Here is a 17,369-nt window from a genome sequence, read left to right as displayed (position 1 = left end):
CATAGCCTTGGGCCCTGAAAAAGAACCAGCCCAACAGGGGGATACAGATGCAAGGCTTCTCCAGGGTTCTCGTCCGCAGCCTGCTGGCGGCAGCGCTGTTGGGCGGGATGTCGCAGATCGCCGCGGCCGAGATGGTGCTGAACGCCGGCAACAGCCAGGAGCCGGAATCGCTCGACATCCACAAGTCGTCGGGCGTCAGCGAGGCGAATGTCCAGAACGACCTGTTCGAGGGCCTGCTGACCCAGGACGCCAAGGCGCAGCCGATTCCCGGCGCGGCCGAGAGCTGGACCGTCTCCGACGATGGCAAGACCTACACCTTCAAGCTGCGCGCCGACGGCAAATGGTCTGACGGCTCGCCGGTGACCGCGGGCGACTTCGTCTTCGCCTGGAAGCGCCTGCTGGACCCGAAGACGGCCAGCCCCTACGGCTATTTCATCGACCAGGTGGTCAACGCCAAGGACATCCGCCTCGGCAGCAAGCCGGCCGACACGCTGGGGGCCAAGGCGGTCGACGACCATACGCTCGAGGTCACGCTGGTCGGGCCGACGCCGTATTTCCTGGCGACGCTGACTCATCACGCCACCTTCCCGCTCAGCCGCGCCAATCTCGAGAAGTTCGGCGACGACTGGGTCAAGCCGGGCCATATGGTGTCGAACGGCGCCTACATGCTGGCCGACGCGGTGCCGCAGTCGCATGTGAAGCTGGCCAAGAACCCCGAGTTCCACGCCGCCGCCGACGTCAAGATCGACACCGTCAACTATTTCGTGACCGAGGATGTCGACGGCGAGCTGCAGCGCTTCAAGGCCGGGGAGCTCGACTACACCTACACCCTGCCGAACCAGCAGATCCCGGATCTGCAGAAGACCATGGCCGACGAGGTGCGGATCGTCCCGTACATCGGCACCTACTACTACACGGTCAACCTGACCCACGAGCCCTGGAAGAGCCATCCGGAGCTGCGCCACGCCCTGTCGCTGGCGATCGACCGCGACGTCATGGTCGGCAAGATCACCCAGGGCGGCGAGCTGCCGGCCTACACCTTCGTGCCGCCGGGGATGAGCAACTTCGCCGCCTGGACGCCGAAGGAGGCCGGGGAAACCCAGGCCCAGCGCGACGCCGAGGCCAAGGAGCTGTTCGCCAAGGCCGGCTATGGCCCGGACAAGCCGCTGGCGGTCGAGATCTCCTACAACACCTCCGAGAACCACAAGAAGATCGCCGTCGCCATCGGCGCTATGTGGAAGCAGAAGCTCGGCGTCGACACCACCCTGACCAATCTCGAATGGGGCACGATGCAGAGCGCGCTGCGCAAGAAGGAGTACAAGGATATCGGCCGGACCTCCTGGATCGGCGATTTCGACGACCCCAGCAACTTCCTCGACCTGTTCCGCAGCACCGCCGGCGAGCAGAACTATCCCGGCTACGCCAGCCCGGACTACGACAAGCTGATGGATGCGGCGGTGGTCGAGGCCGACCTGGCCAAGCGCGGCCAGACCCTGGCCCAGGCCGAGCAGCTGTTCCTGGCCGACCAGGCGATCATCCCGATCTACTACTACACCAGCAAGCGGATGCTCTCGACCAAGGTGAAGGGCTGGCAGGACAATGTCCTGGACAACCATCTCAGCCGCTGGCTGACGGTCGAACGGTAGCCGTTTCGGAGCCGCTGGCCCCGCCTCTTCTCGGAGGCGGGGCTTCTCTTGCGCGCCGGAGGATTTTGGGTCAGACCAAGCAAGGATTGCGCGATTGCCTCTCCCGCTTGCGGGAGAGGTCGGAGACGCGAAGCGGCTCCGGGTGAGGGGATTTTGTCGAGGCCTGGGCCAGCCCTCACCCGGTCTCGCTGACGCGATCCCGACCTCTCCCGCCAGGCGGGAGAGGTAATCTGAAGATGCTCGACATCCCGTCAGCTCCTGCCCGATTGCATTGACGTGATCCAACCTCAATTCATTCTGCTCTAACCTCTCCAGAACGGCCTGAGCGCCTCGCGGTCGGCGGTGCCGCGCTCGAGGCCGAGGTCGCGCAGCTCGTGGTCGCTCAGCGTCCACAGCCGGGGGCGGGTGCGCGACCGGCGCAGCCACAGCGCGACCTGTTGCATCAGGCCCGTGGCGAAGCCGGGGCGAGCGGTAGCGGCCTGACGCTCGAAGGCGTAGGTCGACATGGTGTCTCTCCTGCAGAGGGAAGGGCTGCGGACGGGGCCGGCTAGCGCCGAAGGCCCCAATGCGCGCGCAGCTCCTGGTTGAGCTCGACCGCGCGTTCCTCGGGGAAGAACAGCCGCGCGCCCTTCAGCTCGACGCGCCTGCGGGTGCCCGGGATCGTCTCGGCCAGCCAGTGCGACCACTTGACGTCGAAATAGACGTCGTCGGTGCCCCAGACGATCAGGGTCGGCGCCGCCAGGGTCCGCAGCCGGTCCTCGACCGCCAGCGTGTGGCGGCCGTCGAAGGCGGCGAGGAAGCGCCGGAAGTCGTCGGTGCGCGCCGCGCTGCGCACCAGCGGCCGCAGATAGGTCTCGATGTCGTCGTCGGTCACCCGCCCGGGATGCTCATAGGCCGGGCCGAGGGCTCCGGCCGAGCGGTAGACGTCCTTGTCCGCCAGCATCGCGTCGAGGGCGCCGCGCAGGCCGCCGGCCGCCGCCATCGCCAGGAAGGGCTTGAACGCCTCGGGCGGCCAGTTGTCATGCGCGTCGCAGTCGGTCAGGGCCAGGCTGCGCACCCGTTCGGGGTTGGTCGCCGCGAAGATCTGGGCGATGCCGCCGCCGCTGTCATTGCCGACCAGGTCGACCTGCTCGATGCTGAGCGCATCGAGGAATTCGCGCAGCATCACGGCATTGGCGGTCACCGACACATCCTGGCCGGGCGCGATCTCGGTGTCGCCATGGGCCAGCAGGTCGACGGCGATGCAGCGGCGGATATCCGACAGCTGCGCCAGCTGGTGCCGCCACAGATGGCCGTTCAGCAGCACGCCGTGGACGAACAGAGCCACCGGCCCGGCGCCTGCCTCGGCATAGGCGATGCTGCCCGACGGCGTCGCGACGCGGCGCGTCTCGATCACCGCTTCCAGGGAGCGCATCGATCACTCCCCGCTTGCGGTCGAGGCGTCGGCCTCGCGCAGCGCCCGGGCGCAGTCCTCGCAGCACACCTCCACCGTCTGGCCGCCGATCGTCACCTTGATCGTCTCGGCATCGAGCTCGCAGTCGCAGGCCGCGCAGGTTCTCTCGCTCATGAAGGTTCTCCTTCTCCGCCCGATGTCCGGGCAAGGGAAGGAGAGCATTCCGGGCGGCGGGGCCGCTGTCGGATTCTTTAGGGATTTTTGGCGAGGCCGGTCAGCGCAGCCGGACCGAGCGCTGGAATTCCGCCGGGCTGCGGCCATAGGCCTGGCGGAAGGCGGCGCTGAAATGGCTGTGGCTGGAGAAGCCGAGATCGAGGCCGAGGGCGGTCAGGTCGTCGTACCGGCCCAGCAGGTCCAGCGCCCGTGCCAGCCGCAGGCGCAGCTGGTAGCGATATAGCGGCATGCCCTCGACCTGCCGGAACACCTGGGTCAGGTAGACCGGCGAGACGCCGACCTCGGCGGCGATCTCGGCCAGGGTCCAGCGCCGCGCCAGGTCGGCGGACAGCGCCAGCTTGGCCCGGTCGACCAGCTTCTGCAGGCTGCGGCTGGCCCCGGCCTTGTGCGAGGTGCGCTCGCCGATGGCGCGCCGCACCAGGGTCAGGGCCAGGGTCTCCGCCTCCAGCGTCTCGGCGGCCTCGCGCCTCAGGCTATGCCGCAGCAGCGCCACCAGGGCCTGGCTGCGCGCATCGATGCGCAGCCGATGCGGGCGGAACGCCGTCGCCGCGCCGTCCTGCAGCAGCTCCGGCGGCGCCAGTTCGCGCAGCAGCGCGTCCTCGACCACCAGGTCCAGGCAGGAATCGCCGCCTTCGACCGGATGGCTGATCCGGTAGCCCTCGTCCGGGTTGAAGAAGAGCACCTGGTTGGCCTCGCCCACGGCGTCGTCGCTGCCGAGATGACGGACGAAGACGCCGCGATACGGAAACACCAGATGGGTGGCTGCCGCGCATTCCTCGGCGCTCCTGTGCCGGCACGCGCCGTCGCAGGCGACGTCGCGGATGGCGACGGTCTCGGTCTGCAGCAGGGTGTCGGCCGAGATATCGCTCATCGGGCTGCGGCAGGGTGCCGCCTCCGGCAGGGCAGGGGCTGGGCGCCACCATACCCTGCCGGCCGGTAGCAGGCGAGGCTCAGCCTCGCCAGAACGGTTTTGCCGCCTCGCGCGTGGCGGCGCCGCGATCGAGGCCGAGGTCGCGCAGCTCATGGTCGCTCAGCGAGTCGAGCTGGCGTCGGGTTCGCGCGCGCCGCAGCCAGAGGCCGAAGATCTGCCCAAGCCCGGCGAAGGCCACGGGATCGGACAGGGCAGAGCGGGGAACGCGGCGCTCGACAACGCGCGTCGACATGGAAGGTCTCCTGTTGGCCCGCAGCCGGCGGGGGGCCCATGCCCAGACGCCGCAATTGCGGGATTGCATTCGGAGATTGCTCCGGGCATGATGTCGGTGCAATCACTGTATTGCTCTCGGAGCAATTTAGCATGCTGGACGATTTCCGCTCCATTGCCGACGCCGTCGCCGGCGAGATCGCCTCGGGGCAATTGCGCCCGGGCGACCGGCTGCCGCCGCAGCGCGACTTCGCCTATCGCCGCGGCATCGCCGCCTCGACGGCCGCCCGGGTCTATGCCGAGCTGACCCGGCGCGGGCTGGTGTCGGGCGAGGTCGGGCGCGGCACCTTCGTCCGCGCCGCCGCGCCGGTGCCGGCCTCGGTGCTGGCCGAGCCCTGGCAGGCGCCGATCAACCTCGAATCCAGCTTCCCGATCCTGCCCGATCAGCCGGCCATCCTGGCGCAGGGGCTGCAGGCGCTGCTGCGGCCGGACGCGCTGGGCCTGGCGCTGGGGGCGGTGCCGGCCGCCGGCACCCAGGCGGCACGGGCGGTGGCGGCTTCGTTTCTGGCCCAGCCCGGCTGGTCGCCGGAGCCGGCTCGTGTGCTCTTCGCCGGCAATGGCCGTCAGGCGATCGCGGCGGCGCTATCGGCGCTGGCGCCGGTCGGCGGCCGGGTCGGGGTCGAGGCGCTGACCTATCCGGTGATCAAGGGCATCGCCGCCCGGCTCGGCATCGCGCTGGTGCCGATCGCCATGGATGCGGAGGGGCTGCGGCCGGACGCACTGGAGGCCGCGCACCACGCGGCGCCGCTGCGCGGGGTCTATCTGCAGCCGCTGCTGCACAACCCGCTCGGCATGTCGATGCCGCCGGGCCGGCGGGCGGATCTGGCGGCGCTGCTGCAGCGGCTCGACCTGGTCGCGATCGAGGACCGGGTGTTCAGCTACCTGGCCGACGAGGTGCCGCTGGCGGCGTTGGCGCCGGAGCATGCGATCGTGATCGACAGCCTGTCCAAACGCCTCGCGCCCGGCCTGACCCTGGGCTTCGCGGTGTCGCCGCGCGCGCTGGTCGAGCGCATGGTGGCGGCGATCCGCTCCGGCCCCTGGAGTCCGGGCGGCCTGGCGCTCGAGGCGGCGTCGCGCTGGATGGCCGACGGCACGGTCGCGGCGCTGGTGGCGGAGAAGCGGCAGGACGCGCGCACGCGCCAAGCGGTCGCCCGCCGCGCGCTGGACGGGCTGGAGATCCAGGGCGACCCGCGCGCCTATCATCTCTGGCTCGAGCTGCCGGAAGGCTGGCGGGCGGAGGCCTTCGCCGCCGCGGCCGCGCGCAAGGGCATCGCCCTGACTCCCGGCCCGGCCTATGCCGCCGGCCCGGGCCACGCGCCGGCGGCGGTGCGGCTGGCCCTGGCCTCGCCGCCGCCCGAGGTGCTGCGCGAGGCGCTGGAGACGCTGGCCCGGCTGGCGCGGACCGAGCCGGACCAGATCGCCGTGGACTAGCATCCGCGGGAATTTGTCCCTGCATCGGACCGGCGAAGTCGCGCATGCTGCCGGGACACCGGAGGAGATTCGCCGATGCTCAAGCCCGTGATCGCCGCCGCCGCCGCCATTCTGTTGGCGGCCTTGCCCGCCGCGGCCCAGGACTGCCCGGACGACAGCCAGGCCGGGCTGAACCAATGCGCCGGCGATGCCTACAAGAAGGCGGATGCCGCCCTGAACGCGGCCTACAAGCAGGTCATGGCGCGGCTGAAGGACAGCGAGGCCGCGGCCAAGTCGCTGGTCGCGGCCCAGCGCGCCTGGATCGCCTATCGCGACGCCGAATGCGACTTCATGTCGTCCGGCGTCGAGGGCGGCAGCGCCCGCCCGATGATCGTGGCGCAGTGCCTGGAGCAGGAGACCACCCGGCGCACCGACGACCTGAAGGCGCTGCTGAACTGCGAGGAGGGGGATCTCAGCTGCCCGGTGCCGGCCGCCGAATAGGCGCTCAGTCGCCGGACGGCAGCGGGCCGCCGAACTGCAGCGCGTCCAGCGCGCCCTGCAGGATCCAGGCGGCGGCCGCGGTATCCACCGCCTTGGCGCGCTTCTTCCGGGTGACGTCGAACTCGATCATCTGGCGCTGCACCGCCATGGTCGACAGCCGCTCGTCCCAGAAGGCGATCGGCAGGTCACGCAGCTTCAGCAGGTCCTTGGCGAAGGCGCGCACCGACTGGCAGCGCGGCCCCTCGCTGCCGTCCATGTTGACCGGCAGGCCGATCACCAGCCCGGCGACGCCGCGGTCGTCGACGATGCGCAGCAGCTCCTGCGCGTCCGGCGTGAACTTGGTGCGGCGGATGGTGCCGATCGGCGAGGCCAGCGACAGGCCGGGGTCGGACACCGCCATGCCGATGGTCTTTTCTCCGAGATCCAGGCCGATCAGCCGCCCGCCGGGGGGCAGCAGGGCTCGGATCTCTCTAACTTCAGCTATCACGATCCTTGTCCATCCAGGGGTTTGTCGGCTGCTTCGAACTCGCAAAACTCATATGCGAATTCTTCAACAATGTCGCCCGTATCCGGCCTAAGCTGCGGTGGTGGCGAGGTATAGTAATAGAAATACCCATAGAAAACTATGGCTTCGGAGCACATAAAATTTCTTATAGAGTCCTCATCGCACATGGAAGATTTTATGCATATGTAGGCAGATCTATAGACCATATCGAGAGAATTAACGGATTTTTCTAGATGGTATTTGGAAATTACGGATTCTGAAAATTCCGTAATTGATGAATCCGTATCGAGCTTGTCAGCGTTCAGATCAATTTCTCTATCCATTATAGAGGTAAGATTTATTCGATCTTGTATAATATCTTGTGACATATACAGTGATATAATTCGTTGAGACATATCGAATTTATCCTTTTTTATAGAGTAAAAATTAAATATGATGGTCAACCCAATTGCAAATAGAGATATAATTAATGAAATAACAGGAATTATATTGGAATATTTAAGCTTATTTGGATCGGAGTCTATTTGATTTCTCATATCAGATATTTTGCCTAGTTGATGTCGTCTTGCGTGCAATGAAGTATGTGGCTTCATGCCGCTTGTCCTTGTTTAACCCGGACTCAGGTGCTAGCGTGCCGCGCTTTCTTAAGCAATCTCGTCCATCCCAAACGCCTACGGAAACTGTAGATGTCGCTCGATAGAGCCACCGTCGCGAAGATCGCGCATCTGGCCCGCATCCGCCTCGACGAGGCGGAGCTCGATTCCATGACCGGCGAGCTGTCCGGCATCCTGGACTTCGTCGAGCAACTGGCCGAGGTGAACACCGACGGGGTCGAGCCGATGACCAGCGTGGCGCAGCAGGGGCTGCGGCGCCGGCCGGACGAGGTGACCGACGGCGGCTATCCCGAGAAAGTGTTGGCCAACGCGCCCTCGGCCAAGGCCGGGTTCTTCACCGTGCCGAAGGTGGTCGAGTGATGTCAAAGCCGACCCACTTCACCCTCGCCGGCGCGCGCGACGCGCTGAAGAAGCGCGAGATCTCTTCGGTCGAGCTGACCACCGCGCATGTCGCGGCGATGGAGAGCCTGCGCGAGCTGAATGCCTTCGTCACCGAGACGCCGGACAAGGCGATCGAGATGGCCAAGGCCTCCGACGCCCGGCTGGCCCGCGGCGAGGGCGGCCCGCTGGAAGGCCTGCCGATTGCGATTAAAGACCTGTTCTGCACCGAAGGCGTGCGCACCACGGCCGGCAGCAATATCCTCGGCAACTTCGTGCCGCCCTATGAATCGACCGTCACCAGCCATCTGTGGCGCGACGGCGCGGTGATGCTGGGCAAGCTGAACATGGACGAGTTCGCCATGGGCTCGGCCAACATCACCTCCGCCTACGGCAATGTCGAGAACCCGTGGCGGCGGCAGGACGGCAGCAACGCCAAGCTGGTGCCGGGCGGATCCTCCGGCGGCTCCGCGGCCTCGGTCGCGGCGCGCATGACGCTGGCGGCGACCGGCACCGACACCGGCGGGTCGATCCGCCAGCCGGCGGCCTTCACCGGCATCGTCGGCATCAAGCCGACCTATGGCCGCTGCTCGCGCTGGGGCGTGGTCGCCTTCGCCTCCTCGCTCGACCAGGCCGGGCCGATGGCGCGCACGGTGCGGGACGCGGCGATCATGCTGCGCTCGATGGCCGGCTTCGACCCGAAGGATTCGACCAGCGTCGATATGGCGGTGCCCGATTTCGAGGCGGCGCTGACCGGCGACATCCGTGGCCTGAAGGTCGGCATCCCGAAGGAATACCGGGTCGACGGCATGCCGGCCGAGATCGAGCGCGTCTGGCAGCAGGGTGCCGACTGGCTGCGCGCGGCGGGGGCGGAGATCGTCGAGGTCTCGCTGCCGCACACCAAATACGCGCTGCCGACCTACTACATCGTCGCCCCGGCCGAGGCGTCGTCCAACCTGGCGCGCTATGACGGCGTCCGCTACGGCCTGCGCGAGACCGGCGGGTCGCTGAACGAGCTGTATGAGAACACCCGCGCCGCCGGCTTCGGCCGCGAGGTCAAGCGCCGGGTGATGATCGGCACCTATGTGCTGTCGGCCGGCTATTACGACGCCTACTACACCAAGGCGCAGAAGCTGCGGACGCTGATCGCCCGCGACTTCACCGAGGCCTACAAGCAGTGCGACGTGATCCTGACGCCGACGGCGCCAAGCACCGCCTTCGCCATCGGCGAGAAGCAGGACGACCCGATCGCGATGTATCTCAACGACGTCTTCACCGTGCCGGCGTCGCTGGCCGGGCTGCCCGGCCTGTCGGTGCCGGCCGGCCTCGGCGATGACGGGCTGCCGCTCGGGCTGCAGCTGCTCGGCCGCCCCTTCGACGAGGAGACGATCCTGCGCGTCGCCGAGGTGATGGAGCAGGCGTCCGGCTTCACCGCCCTGCCGCAGACGATGTCCTGACGATGACCGGCTTCAGCATCCGCCGGCTCGGCCCTGCGGATGCCGCGGCCTATCGCGAAATCCGGCTGGAGGGGCTGGAACGCCATCCCGAGGCGTTCGGCTCCACCTATGAGACGGAAGCTGGCCTGTCGCTCGACGACTTCGTCCGGCGCGTGACCGAGGTGCCGACCTTCGCGGCCGAGCGTGACGGCCGGCTGCTCGGCCTCGTCGGGCTGGCGCGGGAGAGCGGGGTCAAGCGCCGCCACCGCGGCACGCTGGTGCGGATGTATGTCCGGCCCGAGGCACGCGGCACCGGCGCCGCCGACGCGCTGGTCGAGGCCGTGCTGGACCATGCCCGGGCCGAAGGCCTCGACGCCGTGCTGCTTGCGGTGATCACCGAGGCCGAGCCGGCGCGCCGCCTCTATGAGCGGCACGGCTTCACCGTCTACGGCGTCGAGCCGGGCGCGCTGCGGATCGGCGACCGCGCCTATGACGACGAGCTGCGCATCCGGTTCCTGTAAGCTCCATCGCGATACCGAAAGGCTTAAGCCGTCATGGCGAGCCCCAAAGCGGCGTGGCCATCCAGCGGCTCGATCTCTGGATGGCCACGTCGCTTCGCTCCTCGCCATGACGGTGAAGGGGGTGGCGCTGGCGCTTGCGGCGCCCTGTCGTCTTCGGACCGTCATCGAAAGCTGCTATGCCGAGGCAAGGCGCGGGGAAGGGGAGCGCCGGCACATCCGCAGGAGGCCGGTCCATGACCACGATTCCCTTCACGCCGCGGCGATTCCGCACCGCGGCCGCCCATTACCTGCAGGGTCGGCCGGCCTATGCCGCCGGCCTGTTCCCGCGCATCGCCCGGACCTGCGGCCTCGGCGGCGAGCATCGGGTGCTGGATCTCGGCTGCGGTCCGGGCCAGATCGCGGTGGCGCTTGCCCCCTTCGCCGGCGAGGTCGTCGGCATCGATCCGGAGCCCGAGATGCTCGCGGTCGCGGCGGAGACGGCGGAGCGGGCCGGAGTCCGGGTCGCTTTGCAGCAGGGCAGTTCCTACGATCTGGGGCCGGAGCTCGGCCGCTTCCGGCTGGTGACGATGGGGCGCTCCTTCCACTGGATGGACCGGGTCGAGACGCTGCGCCGCCTCGACGCCATGATCGATCCCGAGGGCGCCGTGGTGCTGATCCATGACGACCATCCGAAGGTGCCCGACAATCGCTGGGTGAAGCCGTTTCGCGACCTGATCGAACGCTATGCCGGGGGCGACAGCGCCCGGGCGATGCTGCGGTCCACGGACTGGCTCAACCATACCGCGGTGCTGCTCGACTCGCCGTTCAGCCGGCTGGAGGAGGTGGCGGTGATCGAGCGGCGGCGGATTCCGACCGAGACGCTGATCGACCGTGCCCTGTCGATGTCCGGCACCGCGCCGGACCGGATCGGCGACCGGGTCACGGCGCTGATCGCCGAGATCGAAGGGCTGATGGCGGAGTATGAGGCCGACGGCATGGTGGCCGAGGTGGTCACCTCCTCGGCCCTGATCGCCCGCCGGCCGGAAACCGAATAGCGCTTGTGCGCTTGCGTCGGCCGTCGCAAAGATCGCGGCCCATCGTCCAATCTCCGTCGCACCGGGAGAGCGTTGTGCCCTTGAAGCTCCACACCATCATCTGCAGCACCCGGCCGACCCGGATCGGCCTGGTGGTCGCCTCCTGGTTCCAGGAGATCGCCGCCGGCCATGGCCAGTTCGACGCGTCGCTGGTCGACCTCAAGGAGTTCGACCTGCCGGTGTTCGACGAGCCGGAGCATCCGCGGCTGCAACGCTATGTGCATGAGCACACCAGGCGCTGGGCCGCCAGCGTCAGCGCCGCCGACGCCTTCGTCTTCGTCACGCCGGAATACAATTTCGGCCCGCCGCCGGCGCTCTTGAACGCGCTGAACTACCTGTACCTGGAATGGAACTACAAGCCGGCCGGCTTCGTCAGCTATGGCGGCGCCTCCGGCGGCATGCGCGCCGTCCAGGCCGAGAAGCTGACCCTGACCACTCTGAAGGTGGTGCCGCTGACCGAGGCGGTGTCGATCCCGATGGCCTGGAATTCGCTGGCCGACGGCAAGCTCACCCTCCCCGAGGGCCAGGCCAAGGCCGCGACCGCGATGTTGGACGAGCTGGCCCGCTGGGCCGAGGCGCTGAAGCCGCTGCGGGGATAGGCCGCTCCGGGTTTGTCGGCCGGCGCCGCCCCCTCACCCGAAATCGCTGCGCGATTTCGACCTCTCCCCAAGGAGAGGCATATTGGCCGCGTTGCTTTTCCCCTCTCCTCGGGGAGAGGGAGGGTGCCGTTGCGTCGGCAACGGGAGGGTGAGGGGGAGGCCTCACCCCGCATGGATCCACAGGATCTCCGCCTCCAGCGGCCCGTCGGAGAGGAGGGCGTGCGGGGTGCGGGCGTCGAAATAGAGGCTGTCGCCGGCGGCCAGGCGGAACGGCGCCTCGCCGGCGAAATGCATCGTCACCGCGCCGGACAGGACCAGCAGGAACTGCTGGCCCTCATGCTGGTCCAGCGGGCCGTAGTCCAGCAGGCTCCGGGCCTTGACCCGGGCGCGCACCGGGGTGATGCGTTTGTCCGCCAAGTCGGCGCCCAGGAGCTCGTGGCTGTAGCTGCGGGTCTCGTAGCGCGGCCCGGTGCCGGCCCGGGTCAGGCTGCGCCCCGCCGGGGCCGGCCGGGCCTCGCCGAACAGTCCTGCCATATCGACACCGAAGCCCTGCGACAGCTTCAGCAGCACCTCGACCGTCGGCGACATCCGGCCGTTCTCGATCTTCGACAGGGTTGACTTGGCCAGGCCGGTGCGCTCGGACGCCGCCTCCAGCGTCCAGCCGCGGGTCCGGCGCAACGCTTTCAGCCGCGGGCCAAGGCTCTGGGGCACGTCACTGTTCATGCGTGGAGCTAAGCATGCGCCGCAGCGGCCTGCATCTGTTTCCGATCGGAAAATTCCTGATTGCGCGTCGCTCCTCCTTAGTCTAGGTGTGACGGATCCAATCCACCTTCCCCGTCATCCCCGCGAAAGCGGGAATCTCGTCGAGACACCCGGTTGGAGATCCCCGCTTTCGCGGGGATGACGGGGGAGGGAAGGCGGCGAAGACAGGGTGCGGGCATGGCGGACAGCTTCGACGTGGTCATCATCGGCGGCGGCGCCATCGGCAGCGCCGTCGCCTGCTTCCTGATGCTGGAGCCGGGCTTCGGCGGCACCGTCGCGGTGGTCGAGCGCGACCCGACCTACCGCACCGCGTCCTCGGCGCTCTCCGCCTCCTCGATCCGGCAGCAATTCTCCACCCCCTTCAATGTCGCGGTGTCGCGCTTCGGGCTGGAGGTGCTGAAGCACCCCGAGCGCTGGCTCGAGGTCGAGGGCGAGGTGCCGGATTTCGGCTTCCACGAGAAGGGCTACCTGTTCCTCGCCACCCCGGCCGGTCTGCCGGTGCTGCAGGCCAATCACGAGATGCAGGTCGGGGAGGGCGTCGCCGTCGACCTGATGGCGCCGGACCGGCTGGCTGAACGTTTCCCCTGGCTCAATGTCGACGGCCTCTCCGCCGGCTCGCTCGGCCTGGCCGGCGAGGGCTGGTTCGACGGCTACAGCCTGCTGCAGGCGTTCAAGCGCAAGGCCCGGTCGCTCGGCGCCACCTACATCGCCGACACCGTCACCGGCATCGACCGGGCCGGCGGCCGGGTCACCGGCGTGACCCTGGCGCAGGGTGGCCGCATCGGCTGCGGCATGCTGGTCAACGCCGCCGGGCCGCAGGCCGGCAAGGTCGCGGCGCTGGCCGGGATCGACCTGCCGGTCGAGGGCCGCAAACGCTGCGTCTTCGTGTTCGACTGCCGGCGGATGCTGGCGGGCTGCCCGCTGGTGATCGACCCTTCGGGCGTCTGGTTCCGGCCCGAGGGCAACCTGTTCATCTGCGGCGCCCCGCCCCTGGGCGAGGACCCGGACACCGAGGACCTGACGGTCGACCACGGCCTGTTCGACGAGATGATGTGGCCGGCTTTGGCCGAGCGGGTGCCGGCCTTCGAGAGCCTGAAGGTGGTGAACTCCTGGGCGGGCCACTACGAGATGAACACGGTCGATCACAATGCCATCATCGGGCCGCATCCCGACCTGCCGAACCTGATTTTCGCCAACGGCTTCTCCGGCCACGGGCTGCAGCAGTCGCCTGCCGCAGGCCGCGGCGTGGCCGAGCTGATCGCCCATGGCGGCTTCCGCAGCCTCGACCTGTCGCCCTTCGCCTTCACCCGCATCCTGGAGAACCGGCCGATCGTCGAGCTCAACGTGGTCTGACGCGCGGCCGGCCTGTAGCATCGGCCGGCACGCATAGGGAGATTCACCGATGGCCGAGATCGAGGCGAAATTGAGCGCGCTGGGGCTGCAGCTGCCGGCGCCGATCCAGCTGCCGCCGGGGGTGAAGCTGAGCTTCCCCTGGGTCCGCGTGCATGGCGACCGGGCCTATGTCTCCGGCCATGGCGCCCTGGCGCCGGACGGGTCGCTGGCACCACTGCTCGGCAAGGTCGGGCAGGAGCTGACGGAGGAGCAGGGCTACCAGGCCGCGCGGCTGACCGGCCTCGCCATCCTCGCCAGCCTCAAGGACGCGCTCGGCGACCTCGACCGCATCACCGCCTGGCTGCGCGCCTTCGGCATGGTCAATGCGGCGCCGTCCTTCAACCGCTATCCGCTGGTGATCAACGGCTTCACCGACCTGATCGTCGAGGTCTTCGGGCCGGAGCGCGGGGCGCATTCCCGCTCCGCCGTCGGCATGGCCGGGCTGCCCTTCGGCCTGGCGGTCGAGATCGAGGCGGAGGTCGCCATTCAACCTTAGGGTGGCTGTTCAACATAATGTTGACAGCGGGACCCCTTCCGCGCTCCCTGTCTCGCTTCCGGACGGTAGTGCGAGCGGTTCCATGTACACGATCGAGGGCGAGACGGGCACCTGGGAGACGGTGATCGGGCTCGAAGTCCATGCCCAGGTCATCTCCAAGGCCAAGCTGTTCTCCGGCGCTGCGACCGATTTCGGCGCGGCCCCGAACAGCCAGGTCAGCCTGGTCGACGCCGCCATGCCCGGCATGCTGCCGGTGATCAACGACCATTGCGTCGAGCAGGCGGTGAAGACCGGCCTCGGCCTCAAGGCGCAGATCAACCGTCGCTCGGTGTTCGACCGCAAGAACTACTTTTACGCGGACCTGCCGCAGGGCTACCAGATCAGCCAGTACAAGGACCCGATCGTCGGCACCGGCGAGATCGTGCTGGACCTGCCGGACGGGTCGGCCCGCACCGTCGGCATCACCCGGCTGCATCTCGAGCAGGATGCGGGCAAGAGCCTGCACGACCAGTCGCCGCGCGAGACCTTCGTCGACCTGAACCGGTCCGGCGTGGCACTGATGGAAATCGTGTCCGAGCCCGACCTGCGCAGCCCGGACGACGCCTCGGCCTATCTCCGCAAGCTGCGGTCGATCCTGCGCTATCTCGGCACCTGCGACGGCAACATGGAGGAAGGCTCCATGCGCTGCGACGTCAACGTGTCGGTGCGCCGCGTCGGCGACACCGAATTCGGCACCCGCTGCGAGGTCAAGAACGTCAACTCGATCCGCCATGTCATGTCGGCGATCGAGTTCGAGGCCCAGCGCCAGGTCGAGATCATCGAGGGCGGCGGGGCCATCAACCAGGAGACCCGGCTGTGGGACCCGAACAAGGGCGAGACGCGGTCGCTGCGCACCAAGGAAGATGCGCATGACTACCGCTACTTCCCGGACCCGGACCTGCTGCCGCTGGTGCTGGAGGACGGCTTCGTCGAGCGCATCGCCGCGACCCTGCCGGAGCTGCCGGACGAGAAGAAGGCGCGCTTCATCGGCGAATACGGCCTGTCGGCCTATGATGCCGGCGTGCTGGTGGCCGAGCAGGCCAAGGCCTTCTTCTACGAGCGCGCGGCCAAGGGGCGCGACCCGAAGCTGGCCGCCAACTGGGTGATCAACGAGCTGTTCGGCGGCCTGGCCAAGGCCGGCAAGGAGATCGAGGACAGCCCGGTCTCGGCCGAGCAGCTGGGCGGCTTGGTCGATCTGATCGCCGACAACACCATCTCCGGGCGCATCGCCAAGGACGTCTTCGCCGAGATGATGGAGACCGGGCAGGACGCCGGCGCCATCGTCGAGGCCAAGGGGCTGAAGCAGGTCACCGACACCGGCGCGATCGAGGCGGTGATCGACCAGGTGATGGCGGCCCAGGCCGACAAGGTGGCCGAGTACCGCTCGGGCAAGGACAAGCTGTTCGGCTTCTTCGTCGGCCAGGTGATGAAGGCCTCGGGCGGCAAGGCCAACCCGGCGATGCTGAACGAGCTTTTGAAGACCAAGCTGAACGGCTGATCCCGCCCGCCGGCCTCGTCACGCACGAGGCCGGCGGATCGATCGGAGCGGCTAGGCCGGGGCGCTGGACTTGCTGGCCAGCGCCCCGGCCAGCTTGGCCGAGGCGTAGCCGAACACCGCGCCGAACACCATCGAGACGATCAGCAGGACCAGCGGGTTGGCGGCGCTGGCCGTGGTCAGGCGCTGCAGCGGTCCGATGCCGTCGGCGCCGGCGCCCTGATGCAGCGAATAGGCCACGGTCGCGGCATAGCCGTAGACATTGGCCGGAACCACCGACAGCAGGTCGACCGAGGCGACGATCACCAGGAAGAAGACGGTGACGCCGACGACGATGGCCGGCCACACCGTGCCGAGCGCCGGCATCGGGACATGGACGATGATCAAAAGCGCGATCCAGGCGAGCACGGCGCCATAGGCATTGCCGACGATCGTCCGGCTCAGCGCCTTCTCGTCGGCGCCGGAGTGGAAGAAGCATCCCCAGGCGATGAACCCGGCCCAGACCAGGACGAAGCCGGCGAGCGGCCCCAGAGCGAGGAATGCCCACACAGCACCGAGCACCGCTATGCTCAAGGACAGAGCTAGCAATTTGGACATGGCGACCCTCCCCCAGCCGAATATTGTTGTTTTCAGGCGGAGGCATATTATTGGATGCAAATCATCCGAATGCATACTGTAACAAAGTATGAGTTCTTGGATCGATTGAGGACGGAGGTCCTGGGTCGCCGTCCGAATTCTTCCGGCGATGGCGGCGTGCCATCCTTCGGTTCGCGGCGTCCGGGCTTTCGGCTATGGTCGCCGGATCGGCGGCGCAGGGGAGAGTGCGGATGGATGAGACATCTTCGGCCCTCCACCTCGGCGCTGCCCTCGCCGTCGGCCTGATCATCGGGCTGGAGCGCGGCTGGACCGACCGCGACCGGCCCGAGGGCCAGCGCGCCGCCGGGCTGCGCACCTTCGCCATCACCGGCTTCGGCGCCGGCGTCGCAGCCTTCCTGGCGGCGGATCTCGGGCCCGGCCCGCTGCTGCTGTTCCTGGCGGGGATCGGGGCCTACATGCTGGCCGCCTATCTGCGCGAGGCGGGCAGCCTGGGCCTGACCACCGAGGTCGCGCTGCTGGTCACCGCCCTGCTCGGCGCCGCCGCCGGGATCGGGCGCGACCTGATCGGCGTGGGCGGGGCCGTGGTCGTGGCCCTGCTGCTGCGCGAGAAGGCCCGGCTGCATGGCTGGCTGGAGCGCTTCACCCCGGCCGAGACCGCGGCGGCGCTGCAGTTCCTGCTGTTCGCGGTGGTGGTGCCGCCGTTCCTGCCGGACCGGACGCTCGATCCGTGGCAGGCGATCAACCCGGCCAAGATCTGGTGGCTGGTGGTGCTGGTCGCCGGCCTCTCCTTCGCCGGCTACGCCGCGGTGCGCATCGCCGGCCCCCGGGTCGGGACGCTGCTGACCGGGCTGCTCGGCGGGTTGGTCTCCTCCACCGCGCTGACCCTGGTCTTCGCCAGGCAGGCGCAGGCCGCGCCGCAGGCGGCGCCGGCGCTGGCCGCCGGCATCGTCGCCGCCTGGGCGGTGATGGTGATCCGCGTCGCGGTGCTGGTCCTGGTCCTGCACCCGCCGCTGTTCCTGGCCCTGGCGGCATCCCTGGCCGGCGCCGCGCTGGTGGCGATCGGCTGCGGCCTGTGGC

Annotated in this window: 20 protein-coding genes; 12 read left to right on the top strand and 8 right to left on the bottom strand. The window is 68.5% G+C overall.

What is annotated here, in order from left to right:
• Positions 1-47: 47 nt before the first annotated feature.
• Entirely contained in the window at positions 48-1,646 is a 1,599-nt protein-coding gene (locus tag FFK22_RS27535) for a peptide ABC transporter substrate-binding protein (protein ID WP_138890100.1), read from the top strand.
• 302 nt (positions 1,647-1,948) lie between these two features.
• On the opposite strand, the gene FFK22_RS27530 is transcribed toward FFK22_RS27535, so the two are convergent.
• The 5 genes from FFK22_RS27530 to FFK22_RS27515 all read right to left on the bottom strand — a co-directional run bounded on the left by FFK22_RS27530 (position 1,949) and on the right by FFK22_RS27515 (position 4,436).
• On the bottom strand, positions 1,949-2,152 hold the full coding sequence (locus tag FFK22_RS27530; protein WP_138890101.1) for a DUF1127 domain-containing protein: 204 nt from the start codon (positions 2,150-2,152) through the stop codon (positions 1,949-1,951).
• A 41-nt stretch (positions 2,153-2,193) separates the two neighbouring features.
• On the bottom strand, positions 2,194-3,060 hold the full coding sequence (locus FFK22_RS27525) for an alpha/beta fold hydrolase (RefSeq protein WP_138890102.1): 867 nt from the start codon (positions 3,058-3,060) through the stop codon (positions 2,194-2,196).
• 3 nt (positions 3,061-3,063) lie between these two features.
• A complete protein-coding gene (locus tag FFK22_RS43240; RefSeq protein WP_186002685.1) occupies positions 3,064-3,213 on the bottom strand; it encodes a hypothetical protein in 150 nt (49 codons plus the stop codon).
• Between the two features lie 100 nt (positions 3,214-3,313).
• On the bottom strand, positions 3,314-4,144 hold the full coding sequence (locus FFK22_RS27520) for an AraC family transcriptional regulator (RefSeq protein WP_138890103.1): 831 nt from the start codon (positions 4,142-4,144) through the stop codon (positions 3,314-3,316).
• 79 nt (positions 4,145-4,223) lie between these two features.
• Positions 4,224-4,436, bottom strand: coding sequence for a DUF1127 domain-containing protein (locus FFK22_RS27515; protein ID WP_138890104.1), 213 nt, complete (start codon positions 4,434-4,436; stop codon positions 4,224-4,226).
• Between the two features lie 131 nt (positions 4,437-4,567).
• Between FFK22_RS27515 and FFK22_RS27510 the strand changes: the two genes are divergently transcribed.
• Both FFK22_RS27510 and FFK22_RS27505 read left to right on the top strand, forming a co-directional pair.
• On the top strand, positions 4,568-5,905 hold the full coding sequence (locus tag FFK22_RS27510) for a PLP-dependent aminotransferase family protein (RefSeq protein ID WP_221938896.1): 1,338 nt from the start codon (positions 4,568-4,570) through the stop codon (positions 5,903-5,905).
• 75 nt (positions 5,906-5,980) lie between these two features.
• Positions 5,981-6,385: a lysozyme inhibitor LprI family protein gene (locus FFK22_RS27505; protein ID WP_138890105.1), complete on the top strand. Its 405-nt coding sequence runs from the start codon at positions 5,981-5,983 to the stop codon at positions 6,383-6,385.
• A 4-nt stretch (positions 6,386-6,389) separates the two neighbouring features.
• Here FFK22_RS27505 and ruvX read toward each other — a convergent pair whose 3' ends face one another.
• Positions 6,390-6,872 carry a Holliday junction resolvase RuvX gene (gene ruvX, locus FFK22_RS27500; RefSeq protein ID WP_221938895.1) on the bottom strand — a complete coding sequence of 161 codons (483 nt, stop codon included), beginning with the start codon at positions 6,870-6,872 and terminating at the stop codon, positions 6,390-6,392.
• 704 nt (positions 6,873-7,576) lie between these two features.
• Between ruvX and gatC the strand changes: the two genes are divergently transcribed.
• From gatC to FFK22_RS27475, 5 genes are all read left to right on the top strand, one after another.
• Complete coding sequence (gene gatC, locus FFK22_RS27495) at positions 7,577-7,864, top strand: Asp-tRNA(Asn)/Glu-tRNA(Gln) amidotransferase subunit GatC (protein WP_034839555.1); 288 nt, start codon at positions 7,577-7,579, stop codon at positions 7,862-7,864.
• Positions 7,864-9,339 carry an Asp-tRNA(Asn)/Glu-tRNA(Gln) amidotransferase subunit GatA gene (gatA, locus tag FFK22_RS27490; protein WP_138890106.1) on the top strand — a complete coding sequence of 492 codons (1,476 nt, stop codon included), beginning with the start codon at positions 7,864-7,866 and terminating at the stop codon, positions 9,337-9,339. Before gatC ends, gatA begins: the two co-directional genes overlap by 1 nt.
• A gap of 2 nt (positions 9,340-9,341) precedes the next feature.
• Positions 9,342-9,839, top strand: a complete 498-nt coding sequence (locus FFK22_RS27485) for a GNAT family N-acetyltransferase (protein WP_138890107.1) — start codon at positions 9,342-9,344, stop codon at positions 9,837-9,839.
• Positions 9,840-10,072: 233 nt separating this feature from the next.
• A complete protein-coding gene (locus FFK22_RS27480) occupies positions 10,073-10,873 on the top strand; it encodes a class I SAM-dependent methyltransferase (RefSeq protein ID WP_138890108.1) in 801 nt (266 codons plus the stop codon).
• Between the two features lie 74 nt (positions 10,874-10,947).
• On the top strand, positions 10,948-11,511 hold the full coding sequence (locus FFK22_RS27475) for an NADPH-dependent FMN reductase (RefSeq protein ID WP_138890109.1): 564 nt from the start codon (positions 10,948-10,950) through the stop codon (positions 11,509-11,511).
• Positions 11,512-11,673: 162 nt separating this feature from the next.
• On the opposite strand, the gene FFK22_RS27470 is transcribed toward FFK22_RS27475, so the two are convergent.
• Positions 11,674-12,222 carry a helix-turn-helix domain-containing protein gene (locus FFK22_RS27470; protein ID WP_186002684.1) on the bottom strand — a complete coding sequence of 183 codons (549 nt, stop codon included), beginning with the start codon at positions 12,220-12,222 and terminating at the stop codon, positions 11,674-11,676.
• A 228-nt stretch (positions 12,223-12,450) separates the two neighbouring features.
• Between FFK22_RS27470 and FFK22_RS27465 the strand changes: the two genes are divergently transcribed.
• The 3 genes from FFK22_RS27465 to gatB all read left to right on the top strand — a co-directional run bounded on the left by FFK22_RS27465 (position 12,451) and on the right by gatB (position 15,698).
• Positions 12,451-13,626: an FAD-binding oxidoreductase gene (locus tag FFK22_RS27465; protein WP_138890111.1), complete on the top strand. Its 1,176-nt coding sequence runs from the start codon at positions 12,451-12,453 to the stop codon at positions 13,624-13,626.
• A 49-nt stretch (positions 13,627-13,675) separates the two neighbouring features.
• Positions 13,676-14,161, top strand: coding sequence for a RidA family protein (locus FFK22_RS27460; RefSeq protein WP_138890112.1), 486 nt, complete (start codon positions 13,676-13,678; stop codon positions 14,159-14,161).
• Positions 14,162-14,243: 82 nt separating this feature from the next.
• Positions 14,244-15,698 carry an Asp-tRNA(Asn)/Glu-tRNA(Gln) amidotransferase subunit GatB gene (gene gatB, locus FFK22_RS27455; protein ID WP_138890113.1) on the top strand — a complete coding sequence of 485 codons (1,455 nt, stop codon included), beginning with the start codon at positions 14,244-14,246 and terminating at the stop codon, positions 15,696-15,698.
• Between the two features lie 51 nt (positions 15,699-15,749).
• On the opposite strand, the gene FFK22_RS27450 is transcribed toward gatB, so the two are convergent.
• On the bottom strand, positions 15,750-16,292 hold the full coding sequence (locus FFK22_RS27450; RefSeq protein WP_138890114.1) for a DUF1097 domain-containing protein: 543 nt from the start codon (positions 16,290-16,292) through the stop codon (positions 15,750-15,752).
• 230 nt (positions 16,293-16,522) lie between these two features.
• On the opposite strand from FFK22_RS27450, the gene FFK22_RS27445 reads away from it, so the two are divergent.
• Positions 16,523-17,369: DUF4010 domain-containing protein (locus FFK22_RS27445; RefSeq protein WP_186002683.1), on the top strand; the 847-nt coding region annotated here is incomplete at its 3' end.

Origin of the sequence: Mycobacterium sp. KBS0706, from assembly GCF_005938675.2 — a bacterium.
Lineage (GTDB): Bacteria > Pseudomonadota > Alphaproteobacteria > DSM-16000 > Inquilinaceae > Inquilinus.
The sequence above is the reverse complement of the archived record's forward strand: the minus strand, read 5'-3'. Positions and strand labels throughout refer to the sequence as shown.